This is a genomic window from Mesorhizobium japonicum MAFF 303099, from assembly GCF_000009625.1.
Taxonomy (GTDB): domain Bacteria; phylum Pseudomonadota; class Alphaproteobacteria; order Rhizobiales; family Rhizobiaceae; genus Mesorhizobium; species Mesorhizobium japonicum.
Genome location: NC_002678.2, coordinates 1629150 through 1653550, shown reverse-complemented (window position 1 = coordinate 1653550; position 24401 = coordinate 1629150). Strand labels below are relative to the sequence as shown.

General features: G+C 62.3%; 24 protein-coding genes. 13 read left to right on the top strand and 11 right to left on the bottom strand.

All coding sequences use genetic code 11. The features are described 5' to 3' along the window. Nucleotides 1-311: 311 nt before the first annotated feature. Nucleotides 312-593: a hypothetical protein gene (locus MAFF_RS09085; protein ID WP_244420751.1), complete on the top strand. Its 282-nt coding sequence runs from the start codon at nucleotides 312-314 to the stop codon at nucleotides 591-593. A gap of 577 nt (nucleotides 594-1170) precedes the next feature. On the opposite strand, the gene MAFF_RS09075 is transcribed toward MAFF_RS09085, so the two are convergent. Then, nucleotides 1171-2190: an FkbM family methyltransferase gene (locus MAFF_RS09075; RefSeq protein WP_244420750.1), complete on the bottom strand. Its 1020-nt coding sequence runs from the start codon at nucleotides 2188-2190 to the stop codon at nucleotides 1171-1173. Between the two features lie 227 nt (nucleotides 2191-2417). Between MAFF_RS09075 and MAFF_RS09070 the strand changes: the two genes are divergently transcribed. Then, nucleotides 2418-2615: a hypothetical protein gene (locus tag MAFF_RS09070; protein ID WP_010910596.1), complete on the top strand. Its 198-nt coding sequence runs from the start codon at nucleotides 2418-2420 to the stop codon at nucleotides 2613-2615. Nucleotides 2616-2646: 31 nt separating this feature from the next. Here MAFF_RS09070 and MAFF_RS09065 read toward each other — a convergent pair whose 3' ends face one another. After that, nucleotides 2647-3621: a nucleoside hydrolase gene (locus tag MAFF_RS09065; RefSeq protein ID WP_010910595.1), complete on the bottom strand. Its 975-nt coding sequence runs from the start codon at nucleotides 3619-3621 to the stop codon at nucleotides 2647-2649. A gap of 337 nt (nucleotides 3622-3958) precedes the next feature. Here MAFF_RS09065 and MAFF_RS09060 point away from each other — a divergent pair, with 337 nt between their 5' ends. Both MAFF_RS09060 and MAFF_RS09055 read left to right on the top strand, forming a co-directional pair. Continuing rightward, complete coding sequence (locus tag MAFF_RS09060) at nucleotides 3959-5332, top strand: hypothetical protein (protein ID WP_157865951.1); 1374 nt, start codon at nucleotides 3959-3961, stop codon at nucleotides 5330-5332. A 37-nt stretch (nucleotides 5333-5369) separates the two neighbouring features. Next, complete coding sequence (locus MAFF_RS09055) at nucleotides 5370-6209, top strand: hypothetical protein (RefSeq protein WP_425280334.1); 840 nt, start codon at nucleotides 5370-5372, stop codon at nucleotides 6207-6209. A gap of 73 nt (nucleotides 6210-6282) precedes the next feature. Here MAFF_RS09055 and MAFF_RS09050 read toward each other — a convergent pair whose 3' ends face one another. Continuing rightward, nucleotides 6283-7929, bottom strand: a complete 1647-nt coding sequence (locus MAFF_RS09050) for an acyl-CoA synthetase (protein ID WP_044548156.1) — start codon at nucleotides 7927-7929, stop codon at nucleotides 6283-6285. Nucleotides 7930-8106: 177 nt separating this feature from the next. On the opposite strand from MAFF_RS09050, the gene MAFF_RS09045 reads away from it, so the two are divergent. Further along, nucleotides 8107-9663, top strand: a complete 1557-nt coding sequence (locus MAFF_RS09045; RefSeq protein WP_010910591.1) for a serine hydrolase — start codon at nucleotides 8107-8109, stop codon at nucleotides 9661-9663. On the opposite strand, the gene MAFF_RS39040 is transcribed toward MAFF_RS09045, so the two are convergent. Then, nucleotides 9660-9827 (bottom strand): hypothetical protein, encoded by a 168-nt coding sequence (locus MAFF_RS39040; RefSeq protein WP_010910590.1) that lies wholly within the window; start codon nucleotides 9825-9827, stop codon nucleotides 9660-9662. The genes MAFF_RS09045 and MAFF_RS39040 overlap by 4 nt on opposite strands. Nucleotides 9828-10040: 213 nt before the next feature. Next, nucleotides 10041-10334 carry a hypothetical protein gene (locus MAFF_RS09040; protein WP_044548155.1) on the bottom strand — a complete coding sequence of 98 codons (294 nt, stop codon included), beginning with the start codon at nucleotides 10332-10334 and terminating at the stop codon, nucleotides 10041-10043. Nucleotides 10335-10487: 153 nt separating this feature from the next. Between MAFF_RS09040 and MAFF_RS09035 the strand changes: the two genes are divergently transcribed. Continuing rightward, a complete protein-coding gene (locus MAFF_RS09035) occupies nucleotides 10488-11927 on the top strand; it encodes a LuxR C-terminal-related transcriptional regulator (protein ID WP_157865949.1) in 1440 nt (479 codons plus the stop codon). 299 nt (nucleotides 11928-12226) lie between these two features. Here MAFF_RS09035 and MAFF_RS09030 read toward each other — a convergent pair whose 3' ends face one another. From MAFF_RS09030 to MAFF_RS09015, 4 genes are all read right to left on the bottom strand, one after another. Continuing rightward, nucleotides 12227-12562 (bottom strand): hypothetical protein, encoded by a 336-nt coding sequence (locus MAFF_RS09030; protein ID WP_010910588.1) that lies wholly within the window; start codon nucleotides 12560-12562, stop codon nucleotides 12227-12229. A gap of 54 nt (nucleotides 12563-12616) precedes the next feature. Continuing rightward, nucleotides 12617-13333 (bottom strand): L,D-transpeptidase, encoded by a 717-nt coding sequence (locus tag MAFF_RS09025; RefSeq protein ID WP_157865947.1) that lies wholly within the window; start codon nucleotides 13331-13333, stop codon nucleotides 12617-12619. Further along, a complete protein-coding gene (locus MAFF_RS09020; RefSeq protein ID WP_010910586.1) occupies nucleotides 13330-14298 on the bottom strand; it encodes a glycine betaine ABC transporter substrate-binding protein in 969 nt (322 codons plus the stop codon). Before MAFF_RS09020 ends, MAFF_RS09025 begins: the two co-directional genes overlap by 4 nt. Before the next feature lie 100 nt (nucleotides 14299-14398). Further along, nucleotides 14399-14704: a hypothetical protein gene (locus tag MAFF_RS09015; protein WP_010910585.1), complete on the bottom strand. Its 306-nt coding sequence runs from the start codon at nucleotides 14702-14704 to the stop codon at nucleotides 14399-14401. A 301-nt stretch (nucleotides 14705-15005) separates the two neighbouring features. Between MAFF_RS09015 and MAFF_RS09010 the strand changes: the two genes are divergently transcribed. Continuing rightward, nucleotides 15006-16211 carry a M14 family metallopeptidase gene (locus MAFF_RS09010; RefSeq protein ID WP_032931044.1) on the top strand — a complete coding sequence of 402 codons (1206 nt, stop codon included), beginning with the start codon at nucleotides 15006-15008 and terminating at the stop codon, nucleotides 16209-16211. Nucleotides 16212-16609: 398 nt separating this feature from the next. Here MAFF_RS09010 and MAFF_RS09005 read toward each other — a convergent pair whose 3' ends face one another. Then, nucleotides 16610-17515: a LysR family transcriptional regulator gene (locus MAFF_RS09005; RefSeq protein WP_010910583.1), complete on the bottom strand. Its 906-nt coding sequence runs from the start codon at nucleotides 17513-17515 to the stop codon at nucleotides 16610-16612. A gap of 119 nt (nucleotides 17516-17634) precedes the next feature. Here MAFF_RS09005 and MAFF_RS09000 point away from each other — a divergent pair, with 119 nt between their 5' ends. From MAFF_RS09000 to MAFF_RS08975, 6 genes are all read left to right on the top strand, one after another. Next, entirely contained in the window at nucleotides 17635-18057 is a 423-nt protein-coding gene (locus MAFF_RS09000) for a DoxX family protein (protein WP_010910582.1), read from the top strand. 42 nt (nucleotides 18058-18099) lie between these two features. Further along, entirely contained in the window at nucleotides 18100-18972 is an 873-nt protein-coding gene (locus tag MAFF_RS08995) for an NmrA family NAD(P)-binding protein (RefSeq protein WP_010910581.1), read from the top strand. A gap of 357 nt (nucleotides 18973-19329) precedes the next feature. Then, a complete protein-coding gene (locus MAFF_RS08990) occupies nucleotides 19330-20907 on the top strand; it encodes an HD domain-containing phosphohydrolase (RefSeq protein WP_010910580.1) in 1578 nt (525 codons plus the stop codon). Between the two features lie 91 nt (nucleotides 20908-20998). Beyond that, entirely contained in the window at nucleotides 20999-21271 is a 273-nt protein-coding gene (locus tag MAFF_RS08985) for a hypothetical protein (RefSeq protein ID WP_010910579.1), read from the top strand. Between the two features lie 73 nt (nucleotides 21272-21344). Beyond that, a complete protein-coding gene (locus tag MAFF_RS08980; protein WP_010910578.1) occupies nucleotides 21345-22463 on the top strand; it encodes a substrate-binding protein in 1119 nt (372 codons plus the stop codon). Nucleotides 22464-22859: 396 nt separating this feature from the next. Continuing rightward, a complete protein-coding gene (locus MAFF_RS08975; RefSeq protein WP_010910577.1) occupies nucleotides 22860-23075 on the top strand; it encodes a hypothetical protein in 216 nt (71 codons plus the stop codon). Between the two features lie 303 nt (nucleotides 23076-23378). Here MAFF_RS08975 and MAFF_RS08970 read toward each other — a convergent pair whose 3' ends face one another. Next, nucleotides 23379-24314, bottom strand: a complete 936-nt coding sequence (locus tag MAFF_RS08970; RefSeq protein WP_010910576.1) for a hypothetical protein — start codon at nucleotides 24312-24314, stop codon at nucleotides 23379-23381. Nucleotides 24315-24401: the final 87 nt, after the last annotated feature.

Sequence of the window (24401 nt, the reverse complement as noted above, 5' to 3'; positions counted from 1 at the left end):
AGGCCAGGCAGCCATCGGGCAGCTTTGCGGCTATTGCGCGGCAGAAAACGCCGAGGCGAAACATCCCGATCGGGGAGGCATGGCAAGTGCCGCCATTAACCATCAGTTAACTATCCGGTCGCCTTTGAATCAAATTTGACGGATACTCTTTCCAGGCCAAACGAGGCTGCTCGAGAGGCCGGAGAAGACAGCAATCATAAGCTTGGCGCGCCACTTTCGGTCGCGCGCGGCAGGCTGAAATCAAAAGAAGCGACGGACCACCGTCGCCTTGCGGGGAGGCGTCAGCATCATTCTTGATGAGGGTCGCCAGAATGAAGATCGAAGACGCAGTGACCGCTGTAACAGCCGAGGCCAACGCGCTCATGTCTTGCCTCGGCCAGCCCGTCGTCGCCTACCACGTCACGGAAATCATGCGAGAGGCCAATTTGGAACACGCCAGGCAGATGCAGCTCGCCTTGATGCGGCGAAGCATCGAGGCGCTGGTCGATGACGGCCTGGAGGATGTGGCCGCGGAGCAGTGTGTTTCACAATTCCACGGTCGTCTCGGCTTGGCCTGGAGGCTGCTGCACGCATCGGATGGCGTGGCGCACTGATTTCCCAGGAAATCGCTGGATCGTATTGGTCCCGGCCGCCTTTGAAACCCTGTCAGCGATATCGTCGGCGATAATAGGATCGTCGGAAAAATGATGTCTCGTGACACCAGACGCCAGAAATAGAGCACGATCCGTGCGGCCTCTGGCCTGTGCGGGGTTCATGACCATCTCTCGCGAAACGATTTCTGTCGTTCGGATGGGTGCAATTTTCGGTGGGCCGTTGCGGTGTCGATCTCGACGACGACCCGAGCGCTTATCTTGACAGTTATCTTACCGGCCTCATCATCGACGCGCGTCACGTGCCCCGTTATCGCCACCTGGTCGCCGGGCTTTGCTTTCCGCGGAGGCTCAATGGCAACTGGGAGGCTGTGACTTGCAATGTTCACACACGCTCGGCCACTGCGACGAACCATCAGGATAGTCGCCGTCAATGCCACTTCATCGCCGATGTCTATGTTCCGTCCCATACCTAGATCCCGGCGCCGATGATGCGTTGATCAATCACTGAACCCTGTTCTGCGTCAGGCAGGCGGGCGCCGAGAAGCGCCGAAGACAAAGTCCATTCCGATGGCAGACGCTATATCCATCTGCTTATATGAGTGCCTGCCTGCTGGAACTCATCAACAATCTTGCGTTCCACCACGGCAGTCTTGCGCCCTTCTGAGTTCCTCATGTAGAGGGAATGGAACTCGACATACGTTGCGTGGAGATCGCGATGGAGCCCCGAACGGATTAAGTCGTCCAGGATCTCGTACTCCGCCCCTTCGACATCGAGTTTGAGAACAATGACTTCATACAGGCCACGCTTGGCCTGGATCATCTGTGACAGCGAAAACGTTTCGACAAGCTCCGGCGTAAATCGCTGCGACGGATACAAGCCTCCGTTGTGGCTTGGAACTATGGAGCAACCTTCGTAGGTAAGGTCCGACCGCCCTGGGGGACCAAGGAATTCGGCATAACCATCTTTCACGCTCGCAGCCTTGGCCACAACCTCAATAGCTACGTTTTCCGAGCGCAAACTATGAAGGTGTTCCAAACAATTCTTGTTGGGCTCTACAAGAACGTAGTCATAGTAATCGGGCGTGTAGTACCGAGAAAAGAATTTATATGCCTGGCCGATGTTTGATCCGCAATCGATAAACAATCCGCGATGTCGGCTTGCCGCCTTGATCTTGGACAATGCCTGCCTTGCATCACTGGCGACGCGATACCGGAGCCTTTGCGACCTGATTGGCTCGCTTAACGATAGCGTCGACAACTGGAGGAACCGACCGAGCCCCCTGGTTCTTAGTACATCTGCTATTTGGTTGATCTTTCTGATCGCCTTATGGCCGCTAGATGCCGTCCGCTCCAACGGCGGACAGGGCAGCCCAAGGCGCATGCGTTGGGTGTCCGCGAAGGCAATCGCATCGCGCTCACGCCTGAATTGATGGAAAGTTTCCTGGTCGTCCTCGCATATGCGGGCAAACCAACCTCCAAAACCCTCCGACACTTCCACGGAGGTTTTGGGGCAATTGCTATCATACTGAGGGTGAACAAGCATGGCGCTTCCCTGCATTGCAGCCGAAAACGACGTCCCATCAAAGATAGCCGTCAACAATGAATGTGCTGTGACAGGCGCAACGGCCCCGTAGGTGCGAACTGCGCGAATGGCTCTGGATCAACGTCCAGGCCAATGCTTGGACGGCACCGAGGGCCATGAAGCGTCCGGCCGCGCGAAGGGTCAAACGGGGATCTTCACACCAGGCGAGATTTCAACCTGAGCGAGCTTGTATGTGTTGGAAAGTTGCACGATTGTCGGTTGTTTGATGATGTGGGTATCCGATGAAGCGTAAGGACAAGGCACGGCCTTTCGTGCCAACTGAAATCCACGTTGGCACCGTCGAGGATGACAGGGGTACGCTCGGTATCCTCTCGATCCAGACGACCGAGGGCATTGTTGAGATCGCGATTGATCGCCAGGCCGGCGACGCGATCGTGAATGCCATCGGCGAAATCCGGACGAAGCTGGACCAAAGCTAAGAAAGAAGGTCGGGCCAAGCGGTGGCCTGGATCACGCCTTCTGCCTGGTTAGCCGCTCCAGCGCGTCCACGATCAGGTCACAGAACTTCGCATGGTCGAGCTTCATCGCCACGGTGTGGCGGAAGTCGGTCTGCTCGCTCGCCGTGCCGCCGAAATGGCGCATGCCGCCCATCTTCTCGAAATTGCAGACCGTCATCCCCTTGGTCCACCGGCCGGCAATTTCGACGCGGATGTCGGCCTTCTCGGTGGTGAAGACGCTTCCGTCGATCATGGCCGCGACGCAGCAGGCGTCATGGATGGCGGGAAACTCGATCTGCAGCAGGCCGCCATGCGTGGTCGCGATGAACGCCCAGATATCGAGGATGAACTTGGCCATCGGGCCGCCGACGGCGCGCACGCGATCCTGCAGGTCGGGGGTGGCCAGCGCCTGGTGGGTGAGGTCGAGCCCCACCATGGTCACGTCCCAGCCGGCGCGGAACACCACGTCGGCGGCTTCCGGGTCGGCATAGACGTTGAACTCCGCCGCCGGCGTGATGTTGCCGCGGGTAAAACTGCCGCCCATCGCGACGACCCGCTTCACCCGTTCGACGATGCGCGGGTCCTTGCGCACGGCAAGCGCGATGTTGGTGTAGGGACCGACCGGCACCAGCGTCACCGTCTTCGGCTCATGCGCCATGACCGTGTCGATGATGAAGTCGACGGCATGCCGCCTGTCGAGCTCGAACGAGGCGGGCGGCAGCACGGGGCCGTCGAGCCCGGTATCGCCGTGAATCTCGACGGCCAGCACCTGATCGATGATAAGCGGGCCGGGAGAGCCCTTCGCCACCGGCACCTTGATGCCATAGGCGGTGCACACGGAAAGCGCATTGCGCGTGGTGTTCTCGACATTGTGGTTGCCCGAAACCGTGGTGATGCCGAGGAGGTCGATCTTCGGGTTTCCGGCCGCGAGCAGAATGGCGATGGCATCGTCGTGCCCAGGGTCGCAGTCCAGGATGATCTTTTCCATGGTGGGCACCTCCCTTGTTGGCCGAACCTATGGGCACAAGAGGCTGGCACGCGCGGGCAGTCAAGGTTTTGGTGCTCGACCACTCCAGAGCCAGCTTCCCGCTTGGGTCCGGATGGCCAAGTCTCTTATCGAGGCCACCCGCCGGTGCATCACCGTTGCTGATTCAAACGGAGCCGTCTTTGCAGCATGGAGCAGAGGAAAACTCCATTCGTTCGTTCGAATGACAACAAGCAGCGAAATAGGAGGTAGCGTCCAGGTGACGCGGCATCCAGCGCCGTGGCTCGAACTGAGTGGAGAATACGATCGCGGTGAGGGTCGCGCCAGGTGGAGTCAAGTGATGAATCATTTGCAGGGTACCAGGTCCAAATGTCTGCGCCTTGACTTCACCTTTACCAAACGACGGCCTTCGATCTTCCTTCACGGGATATCTGGCAGCGGGTGGAACGCTGTGCCGTCCCTCGTTTCGTCAATCCTCGTTCTGCTGTTGGCATCTCCGGCAAACAGCCAGCTGGCGCCGGATGCGTCCGCGACTGCAGCCAATGACCGTTCGCCGGTCGCGGTTTCGGAGCGCACCGATATTGCGAGAGGCGATGATGAGCAGGCCTTACGTCGCGAACTGGCCGCGGCACGGGCTGAATTGGCCAGGCAAGCGCAGGCCCTGAAAGAGCAGAAGCTGACGGACGAATCGCTCACGCTCAATCTGGAGACGGCGCAGCGAGCCATCGAAAATTTCAGGGCGGAAGCCAGTCTCTGGGACAGCAAGAAAGGCGCGAAGCCTGAAGCACCCCCGGATGCCTCCCAGGCCGCCGCGAAGCAGGCGCCGGATGAGGAGCGGCATAAAGTGGAGCGCCTGGAACAGGAACTCGCCACGGCCCGCCAGACGATCGATGCTCTCAAGACAGGCGCAAATCTGGCCGTCTCTGAGCAGGCCAAGGTCGTGAAGGACCAGCAAACGGCCGACGCCGCCGCGAAGCAGGCGCTGGATGAGGAGCGCCGTAAAGTCGAGCTCCTGGAACAGGAACTCGCCACGGCTCGTCAGACGATCGAAGCTTTCAAGACAGGCGCAAATCTGGCTGCAGCGGAGCAGGCCAAGGTGGTGAAGGACCAGCAAGCGGCCGACGCCGCCGCGACGCAGGCGCTGGATGGGGAGCGCCATAAAGTCGAGCTCAAGGAACAGGAACTCGCCACGGCTCGCCAGACGATCGATGCGCTCAAGACAGGCGCAAATCTGGCCGCAGCGGAGCAGGCCAAGGCCGTGAAGGACAGGCAAGTGGCCGACGCCGCTGCAAACCAGGCTCGAAATGCGCTCGAACTGGAACGTCAACGGGCAGATACAGCCATGCGTGACCTCGATAGTGCGCATAGGGAAAGCGACGCCTTGAAACAGAGCTCGATGGACTTGAGCGCGGCGCTGGACCAGGAGCGTGAAAGGGCCAACGGCCTGGCACGCAGCCTCAGTGCCGCGCGCGAGGAAATCGACAGCGCCAAGATCGACGGCACCAAGGAAAAACGTCGGACCGCGGCCGTGGTGCGCGCGCCCAAGGCCTCCAAGACCGCGCTTGCAAGTTCGCCGTCGCGTCCGGTCGCGGCCCGTAAACCGGGCGTGCCGAAAAAACGGAAGGTGAAGGGTCCAAGGTCACCGCAACCTGTCCTGCTGGCAACCTTCGCTCTTCCCCCCGCATTGCTGCCAACCCGACCACTTTCGCAGTGAAAGACAGGTGAGCGAAATGCATGGCGCAGGGAGGATGATGACAGTGAAAAAATGCGTCGCGGCCGCATTGACGATCGGCATCGCGATCGGGCCTGCGTCGGCTCTCGATGCAGGCGTAGGCGGCAAGGTCGGCGGCCTCGGGCTCGGTGCTGGAGTGAGCGCCGGCTCGAAAGGCGCATCCGTAGGGGTGGGCGCGAGCGTCGGCGGTGTCGGCGGAGCAAACGTCGGCGCTTCGGTCGGCGCAGGCAACGCAGGCGTCGACGCCAGCGGCAATGTTGGCAACGCAGGCGTCAGTGCCAGCGGCAATGTCGGCTCCGCAGGCGTCAGTGCCGGCGGCAACGTTGGCGCCACAGGCGGAGGCCTTTCGACAGGTGTCGGCCTGGGCGCCGATCCGTCCGCCGAAACCGGATCGGTGGCCGCTTCCGGTGGTTCGGCCGCCGCCGCGACAGCCAGCGGTTCTGCCACGACAGGCTCTGCCGCGACAGGCTCTGCCGCGACGGCCACTGCCACGACTGCCACTGCCAAGACCGCCAGGCAATCGATCGCCCTGCCGACCGTCCTCAGGCCCACCAAAGCCGGTCAGGGCGACCTCGCCAGGGGATATCCCTTTGCACCCCTGGAAGCGCTGAAAGCCAAACCCGGCACGCCAGCCGCGGTCGTGCTGGCCTGTCGCGCCGCGATCATGTCCGCCGCCAAGCCGCTTGGCGCCGTTCGTGTCCGCGCGGTCAGCGCAGGTGCCTTGCGTCGACGTGGGGGTGCGCTGACGGCGCCGATCCAGGTGCGAATAGACTATGCAGGACGCGGTGGCATCGAAGTCCGGCAAGCGCAGGTCGGTTGTCGCCTCGACGCTGCGGGCAGGGTCACAGCGATTAGATAGCGCCAAACCTGCACCACGGCATACGGCGCTGCACCAACGTCGTCGCCCGGGTTGGTCCGGTATGAGCGGCCCGCTACCCCTTCCGCTTCTCCACCTCCGCCTGCCGCAGCAGGAACCGCTGGATCTTGCCGCTCGGCGTCTTCGGCAATTCGGCGACGAAATCGATCTCGCGCGGGTAGGCGTGGGCCGAGAGCCGCTTGCGGACATGCTGCGCCAGTTCTTCGGCGAGTTCCGTGCTGCCCTGGTAGGCCGGCGCCAGGATGACGAAGGCCTTGACGATCTCGGTGCGCTGCGGGTCGGGCACGCCGACCACCGCCGCCTCGTTGACCGCGGGATGTTCGATCAGCGCGCTTTCGACGTCGAAGGGGCCGATGCGGTAGCCCGACGAGGTGATGACATCGTCGGCGCGGCCGATAAAGGAGACCGAGCCGTCGGGCTCGTATTCCACCGTGTCGCCGGTGCGGTAGTAGCCGCCTGCGATCGCCGGCGTCTCGGCCTGGTGGTAGCCGTCGAACCAGCGCAGCGGCGAATTGGCGACATCGACGGCGAGGATGCCGGGCTGATTGAGGCCGAGCTCGTTGCCTTCATCGTCCAGCACCACCATGCGATAACCCGGCATGGCAAAGCCGGCCGAGCCCGCGCGGACGGCATGCGCGAGGCCATGGTGGTTGTTGACCATCATGCCGTTCTCGGTCTGGCCGTAATGGTCGTGAATGGGCGCGGCGAGATGAGCGTCGAACCAGCGGATCACTTCCGGGTTGAGCGGCTCGCCGGCGCTGCTCACCACGCGCAGCCGGCCCTTGATGCGGGCAGCGGCCTCAGGCCCTTCGGCGAGCAGCAGGCGGAAGGCGGTGGGCGAGCCGGCAAGGCTGGTGACGCCGAGCCGCTCGATGACGTCATAGGTGTTCCCAGCGTTGAAGGCGCCCTCGTTGAAGGTGGTGGCGATGCCGAGCAGCAGCGGGCCAGTGATGGCGTAGTAGAGGCCATAGGCCCAGCCGGGATCGGCGATATTCCAGAAGACGTCGTCGGGGCGCAGCCCGATCGCATCGCGTATATAGGCGCCGAAGGAGAGCAGCGCGTTGAGCGGCACCGGCACGCCCTTGGGCAGGCCCGTCGTGCCCGAGGTCGACATCATCATGAACAGGTCCTCGCCTTTGCGCATCACGGGTTCGCAGTCAGGGGAGGCGGCGGCAAGCGCGGCGCGGAAGTCGATGTCGCCAGCGGGCAGGGGATCGCCGGGGCCAAGAATGGTGGCGATCGGCGGGCAGGTCTTCATCTCGTCGAGCTTGCCGCGATTGGCCGGATTGGTCACCACCAATTTCGCGCCGCTATAGCCGAGCCGATGCTCGATCGCCTTCGGGCCGAAAGCGGTGAACAGCGGCTGGTAGATGGCGCCGATGCGCCAGGTGCCGAGGATGAGCGCTATGAGTTCGGGAATGCGCGGCAGCATGCCGGCGACGACATCGCCGGGCCCGACGCCTGCATCCTTGAGCAGGTTGCCGACGCGGCCCGACATATCAGCGAGGTCGTCGAAGCTGAACAGCCGGAGTTCGCCCCCGGCCGAGATCGCGCGCAGCGCCAGCCGGTTCTGCCCGGTGTGGCGGCCGCAGCATTCGACATAGCCGTTGATGCCGGTGAGGGGATCGCCATCGAGCCTGGCGATCTCATCCTCGATGCGGAAGCGCGCAACGGCGTCCTCGTAGCGTGGCAAGCCGGTCATGTCAGTCCTCCCTGGTGGCGCCCATCTCCCCATGGGGCGCCATCATCTGTCAGATTGCCCGAAATCGTGGTCATGGTCGATTGCGACGAAGGTGGACAGCGGGGCGGCAGGCATTGGCCTCGTTTGCGCCGGCCTGTATCATAGCCAGGTGAATAATGCAGGAGAGGAGGCTCGAGCGTGCGGCTGGATCGGAACCCCTGGCATTGGCGAATCTGGGTCTGCATCGCCGTACTGGCGCTTTGGCCGCGTGCCGCGTCGGCCGACACCATCACGCCGGAGCGCATCGCAGACGCCCTGTCGAAGCTCGACGCGCTCGCCCAAGGCGCGGTCGCGGACGGAGGCGTGCCCGGTCTTGCCATCGCGGTGGTGCACGACGATGAGGTGATCTTCCTCAGAGGTTTCGGCCATCGCGAGGCGGGCAAGCCTGAGGCGGTCGACGCCGACACGGTGTTCCAGATCGCCTCGCTTTCCAAGCCGGTCTCCGCCACCGTCGTGGCGGCGCTGGTGAGCGACGGGATCGTGTCCTGGGATTCGAAGGTCGCCGACCTCGATCCCGCCTTCCGGCTGGCCGATCCCTATCCGACCAGCCAACTCACCGTCCGCGACCTGTTTTCGCACCGCAGCGGACTGCCCGGCACCGCCGGAGACGACCTCGAGGACATAGGCTACGACCGCGCCGAGATCCTGCATCGCTTGCGGTTCGTGCCGCCATCGTCGAGCTTCCGTGCCGGCTACTCCTACAGCAATTTCGGACTGACCGAGGGCGCCGTCGCGGCCGCAATGCCGACAGGCAAGTCCTGGGAGGAGGTCGCGCAGGAGAAGCTCTACCGTCCGCTCGGCATGGCCTCGACTAGTTCCCGTCATTCGGATTTCGTCAAGCACGCCGATCGTGCCGCGCTGCACATCAAGGTCGATGGCGCCTGGGCCGCCAAGATAGAGCGCGATCCGGATGCGCAGGCGCCCGCGGGCGGCGTCAGTTCCACCGCGCGCGATCTCTCGCAATGGGTGCGCCTCATTCTTGGCAACGGGGTCTATGCCGGCAAGACGCTGATTGCCGCCGATGCGCTGGATCAGACGCATGTGCCGCTGATGACGCGCGGCAAGAATCCTGTCTCCGGCGGCGAGTCCTTCTACGGCCTCGGCTGGAATGTCGAATTCGGCCGGCATGGCCTGAGCTGGGGCCATGCCGGTGCCTTCAGCGTCGGCGCACGCACGCTGGTGACGATCTTCCCGCAGGATAAGCTTGGCATCGTCATCATCGCCAACGCCTTCCCGACAGGCGTGCCGGAGGGATTGTCCGACAGTTTCGCGGACCTCGTCTTCGACGGTTCGGTTCAGAAGGACTGGGTTAAGGCATGGGACGGAATCTATGCCGGAATGTTCGGCCCGGTAGTCGAGGCGGCCAAGGCCACCTATGCCGCGCCGCCATCTCCGGCACGGCCGGCCAGGCCGGCAAGTGCCTATGCCGGCCGCTACGCCAACGACTTCTTCGGCGACGCGGTCGTGGCGAGTGCGGGAGACGGCCTCGTGCTCAAGGTCGGCCCGCACGGCGCCCGGTCCTATTCCCTGGCGCATTTCGATGGCGATCTTTTCCTGACCTATCCCGACGCCGAGACGCCGGACAGGCCAACCGGCGTGAGCTTCGTCGTCGGCCCGGACGGCAAGGCATCGGCCATGACCATTGGTTTCCTCGACGACAATCATCTCGGTACGTTGCGGCGTGTGGGCGATTAGCGGCTGACAGGGGTAACGAGCGGCGTCGGGGCACGCGTCTTGTGCCGCAGCTCATCGTTCCAGACATACTTGCCCCATGTCGGATCGTCGCAAAGATCGATGCGACGGTTCACAGCGTCGCGCTGCCACAACACGACGTCCGCTTTGCGCCGCATACTGGTCATTAAGAATATCTTGGCTGTTGCCCAAAAGAGACGTCATCCATGGAGGCTTCAGGTCTACGTTTTTGTCCGCGAGGTTTTTCGCCATACGAGAGCCTGCCCAGTTCGAGGAAGAGAATCACTCACTCGCGGCTTTGCTTCGTTGATGCCGACTGGGCAAGGCTGCGGAATGACATGTCATCAATCCTGAAACCGAGTACCAGCACTACTTGGCGATCAGCCTTCGATGTCGCATTGAAGTCGGCGACCGACCGGTACGATCTCGTAGCCGAGGTCGATTAATCGGAGTTTCAACTCGTCGAAATGCCGCTTTGAGCCACTGACGATCCATTCAGGCGCGTAGTTCCAGCCCCTACGGGCGGCATTGGCCAACATGTCGGCATAGAGGCGCATGCTGGCGATTTTCACGTCCGACTCCAGCAGTTGCCTGCATCCGCTTGCGAATGACGGCGTCGATGCTGCGGACAAACCCAGAACCGCGAATACCAGCCCAATCGAAACAACGCGCATGAGAGTCTCCCTTGGCCCATTGCAACCAATTTTGCGGTAAGGAGCTTGCATTGCGTGCGCCTGCGTTGGGATCGGGCAGATGCTGTATTCGAGTTCCTGCATTTGTAGTATTTTGCCCCGGCAACAGCTGAAACCGTGCCGATCGGGTCTGCCATGAGCCGCATCGCGACATCTTCGCCGGGTCACGACGCGCTGTCCGATCGGGAGCGCGCGGTGGCTGAAAAATTCGCCGCCGGACTGACTTATCGCGAGATCGGCGAGGCGCTGTTCATCGCCCCCTCGACGGTGCGCACGCATCTCGCCTCGATCTACGACAAGCTCGGCGTGCGCAACAAAGTCGCGCTGGCCTCTCACATCAATGGAGCTATCGGCGCGGGCATGGACGGGCCGCCGCGTTTGCCAGGCGCCTCTCCGGTGCTCGCCATATTCCCCATCGAATGCCAGACGTCGGAAGAGCGATGGCGCCGCTTTGCCGACGGCCTGTCGTCGGACATCACCATCGACCTGGCGCGCTACGCGGACCTGCCGGTTATCGCCTTCCACACCATGAAATCTCTGGGCAGCAAGCCAGCCGACTTCGCCGCCGACGGCAAGGCGCTTGGCGCCACCTATGTCGTGTCGGGTCAACTGCGCGCCGACGAGCGGCGGGTTCGGTTATCAATAGAACTCGCCGACGCGGACAACGGCGTCAGCCTGTGGAGCGAGCGCTATGACCGCCAGGTCGAGGATATTTTTGCGCTGCAGGACAGCCTGACCGAAACCGTCATCAATGTGATCGCCGGCAGCTACGGCGCGCTAGCCACGGTCGGCCGCAAAGCCATTCGCCGCAAACCGCCCGCCAGTCTGCGGGCCTACGACTGCTATCTGCTTGGCGTTGAACAGCAGGACACATTCAGCCGCGCTGGCATCGCGGAAGCGATACGCCTGTTTTCGCGCGCGCTGGAACTTGACCCCACCCTGGTCAGGGCCTGGACCGCGCTTGCCTATGCCTATTCGATCGAGGGCGCCAACGGCTTCGGCGACGATGCTCAGGTCTCGATCGAGAACTGGCGGACCGCGGTTGAAAACGCGATTCTGCTCGATCCGATGGACAGTGTTGCCTGCAATTGCCTTGGCGATCTCAGGGGATGTCTCGGAGATCTCGAAGGAGCAGAGCGCGCGTATCGCCGCGCCTTCGAATATGGCTCCAACCATGCCGATACACTGGCGATGCTTGCCGGCAGCAAGGCGCTAGTCGCAGGCGATCCAGCCGAGGCGATGCCGCTCATCGAGCGCGCCATGCACCTCAATCCGCTGGCCCCACCTTGGTATTTCGGCATGCTGGGCCGCATCCTGTTCACCCTCGGCAGGCACAGGGAAGCCATTGCGGCGCTGTGCAGAAGCACGCTAAATTCTCCGAATGTGCTGTTGTTTTTGGCGCTGGCGCATACGTCCGTGGGCGAGGCCGCCGAGGCGGCCAGGATCGAAGCCCGCTTGAAAACCGAATTCGCGGACTTTTCGGTCGAACGCTTCATCACCTGCTATCCCGTAACCAACCCCGACGCGGTGCATGCCATTCGCCACGCCGCCCAGCAACTGGCTAGGCGCGACTGAGGCCTTCTGAAACGCCCGACCCGAGTTGACGGCGAAGACAAGTCACAAAAGCCCGCATGTCGGAACGAGGCGCTCTACCGGTTAGCGTCTGCTTTCGCAGGGCAGTTCCCGAAAGCCGCCTGACCGGAATCGGCCCAAAGCTGCCTGTCGGGAAAGCGCCTATGCCTGCCGTAAGGATTGGCTTTGCCGATACCTGAAAGCAGACATCACTGGTGACGACTCCGGCGATCATGGTCGCATCCGCCCAGCGAGTGAAAGCATCGGCGCCACCGCTTCAACGCATTTGCGTTCTTCTTCCGTTAGGCCGGTTGAACCGAAGCCACTTTGCCGTCGGTATCGACGATGCAACTCGTTGGCTTTCCCGCGACGTTGAGTTCGACCTGGTAGCTCTTGGAATCGAGCTTGCGCGAACTGGTCGGCAACGCCTTGCTGCTATCGACCCCGCTCGCTTTGGCCGCCTCACCGGCACAAAGAAGCTGGAGATCGGCAGGTGCGGTTTCGACTGTGGTCCTCGACATCTTGTCGGGTGTCGGGGCGCTCTGGCATGCCCCAAGAACCGTCGCGATGACAATCGAGGCTGATCCGTGAATGGTCCAGTGCCTCATCCGGAACTGCCTGCGGGTCACCATAGCCATTGTCTTATCCCCATTGTCGAACTGTACGCCCGTCCTCGATCAGACGCCCTTGTGTCAGACGCCCTTGTAGAGGGCAGCCCCCTGCATCAGCACGATGACCTTCGCCCCGACCTTGATACGGGAATGCAGGTCGATGATGTCGCCATTGTTCATGCGGATACAGCCGGAAGACACGTCCAGACCGATCGTCCACGGTTCGGGCGTGCCGTGGATTCGGTAGATCGTGTCGTGGTCGCCTTCATAGAGGTAGAGCGCCCGCGCGCCGAGCGGATTGTCGGGTCCCCCGGGCATGCCATTGGCCCAGGGCCGGGCTTTTGGATCCCGGGCAACCATTTCGGCCGGCGGTGTCCAGGTCGGCCACTCCGCCATGCGCCCGACCTTGACGATACCGGCCCATCCGAAGCCGTCCCTGCCGACGCCGATGCCGTAGCGGATCGCTTGCTGGCCGGGCTGGACGAGATAGAGGAAATGCTGGTTGCCATCGATGATGATGGTGCCGGGCTGCTCGGCGGTCCGGAACTTGACCAGTTGCGGACGGAAGGATTCCGGGACCTGCTTGTGCAGCTTGTAATACTGGTAGGCCTTGGTGCGATTGTAGTCCGTCCACTGACGTGTCTTGGGATCGTAGACCTGGGTCCCGGCGGCAAGGGACGCGGCGGTGGAAAAAACCAGCCCCAGCGCCAGCACAACCGCCAGACCTGCCGCGTGCCTGCCGCCGGTTCCCCTTGCCCGTTCGTCCGTGCCGAACCTCGTCTTCGAGCGTCTGGTCATTGCTTGGCCCATCCTTCGACGCGCGCCGCGTTAGTGGCCACCCATTGCTCGGCGTATGCATAGGGCGCCTGTCGCTCGACCTGCAGCGCATAGCTCATGGCGATCGCCTCCTCCGGCTTGAAGTCGACGTGCTCCAGGAAGCGAACCACCTCCGGATGTTTCTTGCGCAGCGAAGTCGCGTAGGCGATGTGGTAATGGGCCGTGTCCCAGCCAACGGCGGCCTGCGATTTCGCAAGCCATTGCGGATCTTCCGTCGGCAGGACGATCTTCCATTTGGCGGCATCGTATGGTGGTTCGGTCAGCCGAACGATGTCGTGCAATTTGAAGACCACATGCGGCGCGTAGCAAGCGAAGACCATCGGCCGATCCGAGGCCTCCGCCGCATCGACGGCCGCCATGCCCACATCTTCCGGCATCTCCAGCAGCGTCAGGTTCCTGGCATAGCCGTAGCTGTTGGCGCGGATGCGCTCGATCGTGGTCGACGACCACGTCTGGGCGCCAATCCACATCTCGCCCTTGCCGTCTCCGTCCGTGTCGAGCGCCTCGGTCTTCTTCGGATCACTGAGGTCGGAAATGTCCTTGAAGCCGTATTTGTCCGCCGCTGTCCGGTTGGCGCAGATGCCTTGCCAGGCCGGAACCCCGATCGGGCTGATCGCGACCGTACCGGCCTGGGTGACATACTTCTTGACCAGGGTGTCGAGGTTCGGCAGCCACACTTCCGGATGGATGTCGACCTGGCCGGAGTCGAGGCCGGCGAACGCGATCATGGTGCCCATCTCCACCACCTCCGCATCGAGGCCGAACTCCTTCTTGAGACCCACCTTCAGGATGTTGGCCGTCGCCTGGCCCGACGACCAGTTCGGCATTGCAATAACCAGATCGGCGGCATGGGTACGAATGCCGCCAAGCACGAGCACCGAGGCCGCCAGCGCCACCTTCAATGCCAGTTTCACCAAATCGGCCATCAGGTAATCCTCTACATCTTGCCGCTCGCGCCAGGACGTGATCGCTGCTTGCGACGGGCGCCTCACGCGATTGGCCGCGGCGGCCGGACCCGCAACGCGCTCACCGCCTGATGCGGCGCAGGTCTACGACACGGCCATTGCGCGCGTTCAACCCGATTTCAAACAGAGCGGTGGCGCGGCGTGCCCTGTAGGTGAAAAGGCGCCCGCGGCAATCCACGCGGCGGACGTCCCAAAAACCACGGCTGCGCAGCAGCCTCTCGCCGTCTCGGCATGTGATCGCCCGGCCATTGTTGAGGCTGGTGCCGATATTGATGTTGACCGTGACGGCATGGGCGGGCGCCGGCAGAGCCAGGGGCACGACAAGACTGAGAACGAGACCCAGGCAAGCAAACAAGGCACGAGGCATGGAACTCTCCGTGACGTTGCTTTGGTTTCCACGGAATCATTTCCTCGAAAAGCGTATTGTCAAGGGAATAACTTCTGAGCAGGCCGGGGTCCGGGTGGTCTTCGCCCCAGAAGGAGCCGAACGCGACCAGCGCCACCAGGGGCCGACGGCGCCGACCATGACGATGTCAAGATAGCTCTCCTTGTTGTGGCGCGCACGGCAAGCATCCTGTGCTTGCGACACGGAAATCATGCAAGCTTGCCTGTTCGGCGGCATGTCAGTATTTTGAAGTCGCGGGGGATTTCTGCAAAGGGGCCCCATCATGTCGGACAAATCTGCAAAGGGCATTGATCGCCGCGATCTTTTAATGGCATCCATTGCAACGGTCGGCGCCGCTGCCGCCTTGGCGGCCAACGCCGGCTCGGCGAACGCCGAGGACTCGGCGACTTCCTCGTCCGCTCCGGCGGCGAGTGCGCCATCGGCGACGATTTATGTCGGCGATGTGATCCAGGGGAAGAAAGTCGTCAGCACGCTCGACGTCAGCGACCTGGAACCCGGCAAGAAGCACCTTCTGTATTTCCAGGGCGTGGAGATGCCCACCGGACAGCACTGGCATGTGTCCGTGACCGTCGCCAAGGGAGCAAAGCCGGGCAAGCGCGGCGTGCTGGTGAGTGGCGTGCATGGCGACGAGATGAGTTCCGTGCATACGATCCAGACCGTGATGAGCCAGCTCGACCCGGCGCAGATGTCGGGCACCGTGATGGCGGTCACGGACGTCTCCCGCCCGGCCATGGAAGGCATGCAGCGCAGATGGCCCAATTTCGGCAGGGGCACTGACTTGATCGACATGAATCGCGAATGGCCCGGGAACGAGAACGGTGTCACCGCGGCCAGCCGGCAAGCAGGGCTCCTGTTCAACCGGCTGCTCCGGCCGAACGCCGACTTCGCGATCGATTTCCATACCGGGACAACCGGATTCGATGTCGCGGCTTTCAATATTGGCGGCATGGATGTGCCCGAGATCAAGGCAATGCTGGAGCTTTACCCGGTCGGCCAGATCTTCGACAATCATGTGTATCCCAGTGTCCTGCATAACGCGTTCATCGCCGCGGGCATTCCGTCCTTTTGTCCGGAGATCGGCGCTGCACGTGTCCTGGACCTCGAGATGATCTCCCTGTTCGTGGAAGGCACGATGAACGTCCTCAAGCATCACGGCATCGTTGCCGGCCCGATGGGACGTACGGGCAAGGACGTGCACGTCTTTGTCGGCAACAGTGCTTTCCCGATCCTGGCTACCGCCGGCGGGCTCGTCGAGCATCTGGTGAAGCTCAACGACAAGGTCGAAGCCGGACAGAAGCTGGCCATACAGCGCGATAGCTTCGGCGAAGTGGTTGCGGAGTACGCAAGCGGCGTGGCTGGAGAGATATCGGGCCTGCGCAGCGATGCAATGTCCGAGCCCGGCAATCCCTTGGTATTTGTCCTTTTCAACAAGCCGGGGCCGGAGGACGTTGGGGGCTACCCCGAGTGAGTTCATCGCTGCGGGCGAACGTCAACGATCCAATGCCAGTTTCGAATCCCATTCGAGACGTTCGCCCCCCGAACGACCGGATTGGGTCAGGTCACCACGGTGTTCGCGGATGACCTGAATGTCCGCTCCCGTGTGTTCCAGCCTAAGGCGGCCTGTCCGCATCCGGCGCCAACCCGGTCTTTGAAGTGTTTGGCTTTGTCAGCAGAGCGGCGGGCCTTGCCTTATCGCACGACCCTTGGCCGTACCGGAGCAGTTTGAAGCAATCGCCGCTGCCAGACTTCGCCTGCGATAACACCGATTTCGAGCGGTCGAGCCATTCCTGGTGTGCCTGGCATCGGCTTCGACGGGCGGCGTCGACGTTCACGCGGTCGGGCTCATCACCGGAAAGCTGCGTTTGGCTATTCCAGATACGGCGTCAGCACATCTTCGATCCATTTCATGAAAGCGCGGACTCGGCGCGACAGATTGCTCCGATGTGCCACGACGAGGGACACGGCGAGCGCACGGCGACGAAAATCGGGTATGATCTCCACCAGCGCTCCACTCTCCAAGTATTGGCCAACCCCCAAGAGTGGAGCCTGAATCAGGCCAAGGCCGGCGAGGGCAGCGGCTTCGTAGGTCTGAGCGCTGTTGACGTGCAGCGCACCTGGTAATTGAAGCGTCGCGTAGTTGTCGCCGTCCGGATATTCCCATCCATGGGGTCTTGCGCCCAGAATCGTCGAAAAATGAATTGTCCGATGTTCCTGACGCTTGAGATCTTCCAGCGATCGAGGGACGCCATAGCGCGCCAGATAGGCGGGACTGGCGGCATTGACCATGCGCAACAGGCCCAGCGGGCGGGCAATCAGCGTCTCGTCCCTTATGGGGCCAAGTCGCAACACGCAGTCGAACCCCTCTTGAACCAGATCAACCTGCCGATCCGTACTCGACACCTCCAGTTCCAACTCGGGATGTGTCGCCATGAAATCCGGCAAGGCCGGCACGATCGTTGTGCGCGCCACCTCGGTCGGAAGATCGACCCGTAAACGCCCGCGAAGTGCGACGCGATCGCTTGCGAACATCGAGTGCAGATCATCGACGTCAGCAAGCAGATCGCGCGCACGGGCGTGAAATGCGCGTCCGTCCTCCGTCAACTGCACGCTGCGCGTCGTCCGGTGCAGGAGCCTGACACCGACATCTTCCTCCAGCTTCCGGACGGCCGTTGAGGCCCTCCCTTTTTGGATGCCCAGGCTATCGGCCGCGCGGGTGAAGCTCCCCATTTCCGCTACCGTTATGAAGATGAGGATGGGTTCGAGATTCTGCATTTTCGTGCCCCGATATTGTTTCCCGAAAAGAGAACAGTTGGTTCGTTTCCTTGGTGTTTATCACACCTAAGAGGCACAGTAAGCTTCGAATATGGGATCGCCCCATCGGAGAATGACAAGTGTCCGAAATTATGAACCTGCATCAGACGCCTGAAACTGTGACCTTGCATCGCGCCCGGTGGGCCGGTCGGATAGTGAGCGCGTTTGTCGTTGTCGCTCTGGCGGCAGACGGCACTATTCAGCTTTTCGCGCCGGCACAGATCGCGAGCATGTCGCAGGAAACCGGGTTCGCGATGGACCTGACCCGTATCGTGGGTCCGATCATACTCGCCTGCGCCATCCTTTACGCCATCCCGGCCACCGCCGTCCTCGGCGCCATCCTGGTGACGGGCTTTTTGGGAAGTGCCATCTGCGCCCATGTCCGCATTGGTGAGTTGGGGTCGCCGCCGGAAATCGTTTCCCTGCTTCTGGGCGCGATGACATGGGGCGGCCTCTATCTGCGCGATCCCCGTCTCCGGGCCATTCTACCGCTCATCCATTGAACCAACCGGGGCAGTGCTCTGTCCCTCAACAGGAGAAAACACATGTTTTTAGTCATGGGAATCACGGGAAAAGTTGGCGGCGCAACGGCAGAACATCTGTTGGCGCACGGCAAGGAGGTACGCGCGCTCGTCCGCAATCGCGAGAAGGCGGCTCACTGGGCGAGCCGGGGCGTGGAACTGGTAGACGGCGATTGGAATGATCCGGCAGCCATCGAGCAAGCGCTCAAAGGCGTCGAAGGCGCGTTCGTGATGTTGCCCTCTGTCTGGGCGCCGTCGCCCGATTACAAAGAAGCAAAGGGCGTGATTGCAAACTACATCGAGGCGCTCACCAAGGCAGCGCCGCCGCGAGTGGTTGCACTTTCGTCGATGGGTGCGAACAGAACCAGCGGGCACGGGGTGATCACGGCCTTGTCGCTTCTGGAGCAAGGTTTTCGCGACCTGATATCGCCAATCGCATTTGTGCGCGCAGGCGGATTCTTCGAAAATTTTCTTTACGGCTTGCAGGTCGCGCAGGGCGGAACGCTACCGGTCCACTACAATCCGACAAACCGGAAATCGACCATGGTCGCGACGAACGACATCGGCGCGGAGGTCGCAACCCTTTTGACCGGGCCCGCGTGGTCGGGGCAGCGCATCGTCGAAATTGGTTCGATGGTCACCGCCGATGACGTCGCGAAGCAATTGGGTGAAGTCCTGAATCTCGACGTGGAAGCCTTTGCAATCCCGCGTGCGGGGTGGGCGGAAGCGTTCGAGCAATTCGGCATCCCGAAGGGCCACACCGGACCTGCCGAAGAAATGTTCGAGGCCGTGAATGCAGGATGGATGGACCTCGGAGTCGGGGGTACGGAGCACGTAGCGGGTACGACCTCTGCGCGCGATGTATTCGAGGCTGCACACAACGCCGCCAAGGCCTAGGTCCGGGACGGATCAGTCATGACACGGAGACTTCCCGCGCCTGCGTCGGACGCGTCGCGGGAAGCGCTCGACAGTCAAGGCAACGCGAGGCGCATCCATTCCCGCCTGCCCACCACATTGCGCCGCAGTTCGCGGCCCTCTAGAATGCCTGGCGATAGCGGTTTCTCTCGTCCGCTTCGGACAATCGATGTAGTCAGGATGCCTAAACGTCCACTTCTGACTATTCCCAGCGTAAAGCTGCCATTCCGCATTCCGGTCCAAAACAGAACGCTCTGTTTCTTCTACATCCGGCCTTGGGATTTTCCCCTAGGTATTGACGGCACACGGGGCTAGCATACGGGTCACTGGGGGTGTGCGATGACAGATGTCTCGATACGCCGGGCTGACTTCATGATGGTCCTGGCCTATGCCTCGGATCTCGCCACTGGCCATTCTCGCGACTTCGCGCTGAAATCCTGCGTGCTTGCAATGCGGATCGCCGAGCTTGCGGGTGTTTCCGATGAGGTTCGGCGCAACGCCTACCATCAGTCGATGCTGCGCTATGTCGGCTGCAATGCCGACACGGACCTTCTGTCGGCCACGTTCGGCGACGAAATCGCCCTGCGCCAGGATCTTGTCGGTCTCGACATGGGCAACCGTGCGGAACTGGGCAGGGTCTTCGTGCAGGCCTTCAAGCGGTTCTACTACGATCTCGAGCCTGACGCGCAGGCCAGGGCGATCGAGGCCGCGATGTCGCAGGCGCTCGCGGTGGCGCGTCCGGTGCTCACAGCGCATTGCGAGGTCGCGCAGCGGATCGGCGCGCGGCTCGGCCTGTCCGACGAGATCCGGCGCAATCTCGGGCAGATCTACGAACGCTGGGACGGCAAGGGCCTGCCGCGCGGGCTGAGTGGCGAGGACGTGCTGCCCGCCGTGCGCCTGATCACATTGGCGCAGGATGCGATTGCGCTCAGCGATGCCGTCGGCATCGACGGGATGGCCGAAACCGTCGCCAGCCGCGGCGATGGTCCATACGAAGCCGGTCTGGCCCGGCTCGTCTCGGCCAACGCGGCGGCCCTGATGGAGGGCATTGGCGCGACCGTCGACCGCGACACCATCTTGGCGCTCGAGCCGGATCCGCCGGCGACGCTGGACGAGGGGGCTTGCGACGAGGCGTTCCTCGCCATAGCCGACATGATCGACATGCGCATGCCGTTTACGCAGGGCCATTCGAGGATGGTGTCGGAACTGGCCGCGGGTGCGGGCAAACGGATCGGACTGCCCGAGCCTGACGTTCGCGCGCTGCGCTGGTCGGGCTGCATCCACGACATTGGCGAACTCGTGGTGCCGGTGGCGACCTGGATGCGCAACGGCCCGCTGTCGGTGCGCGAACGCGACGCGGCACAGCTGCACGCCTATTACGGCGAGCGGGCCCTGGCCTCGTTCGGCCGCGAGGGCGAGGCGATGGCCGCCCTCGTGCTTCGCCATCACGAGCGCCTGGATGGCTCGGGTTATCACCGCAAGGTCGGCGGCTCGGACCTGTCGCCGGCGGCAAGGATCCTGGCCGCTGCCGAAGCCTTCCAGACGTCGCGAGAGGAACGTCCGCACCGCAAGGCGCTGTCCAGCGAGGCGGCGGCGACCCAGCTGCGCGCCGCCGTGCGTGACGGCTGTATCTGCCCCGACGCCGCGGAGGCCGTATTGTCCTTCGCCGGGCAGCCATCGCGGCGGGCCGGGCCGCAAGCGCTTGCCGGCATGACGCCGCGCGAGATCGAGGTGCTACGCCTGATCGCCACCGGACTCACGGCGAAGGAGGTGGCCCGAAAGCTTGATATCTCGCCCAAGACCGCGGACCACCATATCGAGAGCGTCTATTCCAAGATCGGCGTGACCACCCGTGCCGCGGCCGCGCTCTACGCGGTGGAGCACGGCCTTGTCCGACCTGGCGAAACGCGAGCATAGGGAATCCACCCCATGCGCGCCTGCAGCGAGGCGCGCATCGTGATCCTGTCGACGGACCAATGATGGCCGTGACCGACAGGAGGAAATCAAGATGCTTCTCGCAACGACCAAAGTGGCTGATATCGACCACTTCATCCGTATCTTTTCGACCAAGGGCGCTGACAAGCGCCGGCTGCACGGCTCGAACGGCGCGACCGTCTTCCGCGACCCCAGCGAGCCCGATCGCGTCTGGGCGATCTTCGACTGGGACGCCGAGGGCTGGAAGAATTTCGTGTCCGATCCGGAGGTGCCAGCGATCCTGCAGGAAGCCGGCCATGTCGGCAAGCCGCAGGCGGCACTGCTGCTCGGCCACTACGAGGCCTGAGGTCCCGCGCTGAGCGCCGCCTGCCGCCCGGCGGCGGCGCGCCCCGACGAACCCCCAGATTTGGAGAAATCAAATGGATCCGAAACCCATCAAGATCGGCCTTGTCGCCGAACTCACCGGCCCATTGTCTTTCATGGGCGTCGCAAATGCGAACCTCACCACCATGCTCGTCGACGACATCAACGCCAAAGGCGGCCTCCTCGGCCGGCCGGTGGAACTCGTCATCGAGGATGGCGAGACCACAGACAGCGCTGCCAAGGCAAAGGCCGCGAAACTCGTCGACGTCGACAAGGTCGACGTGGTGGTCGGCGGCATCTACAGTTCGACCCGCCTGGCCATCAAGAGCGAGGCGGTCACGCGGGGCAAGACGCTCTACATCTACACCGAGCAGTATGAGGGACAGGAAAACGATCCCCTGATCTTCTGCACAGGGCCTGTGCCCGCGCAGCAGGTCGAGCCGCTGATACCATGGCTCATGAACAGCACCGGCGCGAAGCGGTTCTATTTGCCGTCGGCCGATTACATCTGGCCCCATTTGCTGAACAAGGCGGCGAGCCGGGCGGTGCGGGCCAATGGCGGCGAGATCGTCGGCGAGGAGTATTTTCCGCTGGACACCGTCGATTTCCGGCGGACGGTGCAGCAGATCATGGCGAGCCGCACCGATGTGGTTTTCAACACCATCGTCCCGCCGGGCCTGACGCCGTTCCTCGAAGAGTTGCACAAGGCCGGTTTCGGCAAACGCGGCGGCAAGATCGTCTGTACCTACTTCGACGAGAACTTCTTCAATCTCGTGCCGTCCGATCAGATTGAAGGCCTCTACAGCTGCCTCGACTACTACCAGGAACTCGACGAACCGTTCGGTCGCGCGCTGTTGCGCCGCTACGGTGAACGGTTCCCTGGTGGGGCTACCTTGACTGCGGGCAGCGGATGCACCGGGCACTACCGGGCGATCAAGATGTGGGAAGCGGCGGTGAAGGAAGCGGGCAGTGCTGAGCGGGACGCGGTCATCCGGGCTCTCGATCACGCCCGCATCAGCGAGGGACCGGGTGGACCGGCCGAAATGGTCCCCGGCCAGCACCATGTTCGCATGAACATGTACATCGCGCAGGCGCAGGGCGGTCGATTCCGGGTTGCCAAGAATTTGGGTTCGATCGATCCCAACGAGCGCGCGCTTAGCGACGAACTAAGGTGACTGGCGGGGTCGGAAACGGACAGTCCGCTTCCGGCCCACTTCAGACAACTAGTCTGAAGAGTCGGAGCCGCTTCCCAGACATGCCCGGCAGCATCGGTCTCGGCGTATGGGGCGATCCATGTCATTTCCGTACTTAAGTAAAGCTGACCAATTGCGCAGTGTGATTTGAATACTTGTTGACTACATAGGGGTAAGCGATCAATGTAGCAAATTGCGAGGGAGGAAACGATGATCGAATTCGTAAACAGCGACGGGCTCACGTCGTCTTTGAATCCTAGAAATTTGGTTCAGCTTTTGTATGTCGACAGACATACTTAAAAGTCGGGGACTAGCATAATTTGTAGCAATTGGAGCGATGAAACGGCCGAGACGGCAGAAGTTATCGCCGCGCGAATAATGACCCAGGCAAGAATTGTGACTTTTCGCCTATTTGTGGGTGGGAAGGCTTCAATTCCTACGTGGTTCAATGCTGACGCCATTGTCGAAGTACATGAAACGAAAACCGGTCATTGCGCTATCATTGCGGAAAATGGCACGTTCACACTTGTCGCCGAGACCTACCAGCAGGTCCTCGCGGCCCTTGCGGCGGCAACGGTGATCTTATCCTCGTGACGTAGCAAGAAGGTCGAGGCTGTCCCACTCACGAACCCCTCGCTTTGGTCTACCTCCAATTTTGCGAGCACTGAACTGGATGAGAATGGGGGCCGTCGAAGGGGGTTTCATCGAATACCTCGTTCGACCAGCCAAGAGGTTTATGTACAGAGTGAAGCCTACTCCTTTGGAATCTGGGGCGCCATTGTCGAAGTCCGGCACCAACGCTCGGACCACTATGAATGTGTCTCCCGGCCAACCCGGTCTTTGAAGGTGTTTGGCTTTGTCACCGGAGCAGGGGGACCTTGCCCGCTCGCTCCCGGCTCACGACCCCTGGCCGTACCGGAGCAGTTTGAAGCAGTCGCCGCTGCCCGACTTCGCCTGCGATAACACCGGCTTCGAGCGGTCGAGCCATTCCTGGTGCGACCTGGCATCGGCCTCGATCGCATTGACCGGGGCCGCGCCGACGAAGCCGCGCCCTTGGCTGAACAGCCAGCAGGCGCGGGCCAGATGCCGCCTGGAGCGCTGGCGCAGCAGATCGGCATCGTAGAAGATGTCGAGCACCTCCCGCTTGACGCGGCGCTCCTTTTCCGGGTCGGCGACCGCTGCCTCCGCCGGATCGCCACCGATCGTGTCCCGCAGGTCCTTGTAGTCGAGGGCGAGCTGGGTGGTGGCGTATTTGATCTCGCTCTCGTCGCCCACGATGTCGAACCATAGCCTGGAATCGAGCTCGTTGACGACGAAAGAGGATTCGAAATCGCGCGACAGGTTCAGCACCTCGAAGTCGCCCAGATCGACGTCGCGCTCGACCAGCAGGATCCTGGCCGCCTGCTTGCCGAGCTCTGTCCCGTTGAGACTGACGGCGGTGTTCTTGCCGCCGAGTTGTGGGCTGAGATAGGGGCCGCCTTCATCCAAGAGCTCGTCGAATTCTTCCAGCGACTGCATGACCGGCGCGCCGCGGGCAATGCGCGCGGCGAGTTTGGCGAGCACCTGCTGCAACTCCGTCTCGCGCCGGCGCTGGTCCTGATAGTTCTGCTGGAAGAAGAAGATGAACAGCGACACGCCGATGCCGATCAGGATCACGCCCAACTGTGAAAAGATGTTGCGATAATATTCAAGCAGCTTTTCGCGATGGCGCACGTCGTGGCGCACGCTGTGAGCGACGCGAAGATTGACGATCAGCGACAGGATGAGCAGCCCGGTGCCGACCAGGATAAGGCCGCCGATGAGGAGGTAGCCATGGCCCGTGCTGAAATCCATCCGCGTACCCCAAGACCCCAGATTGCGTAGAATAGTGCCATTTTGCTTCAATACCTAGGGTTCGTCGGCGATGGGGTCGATGACGGC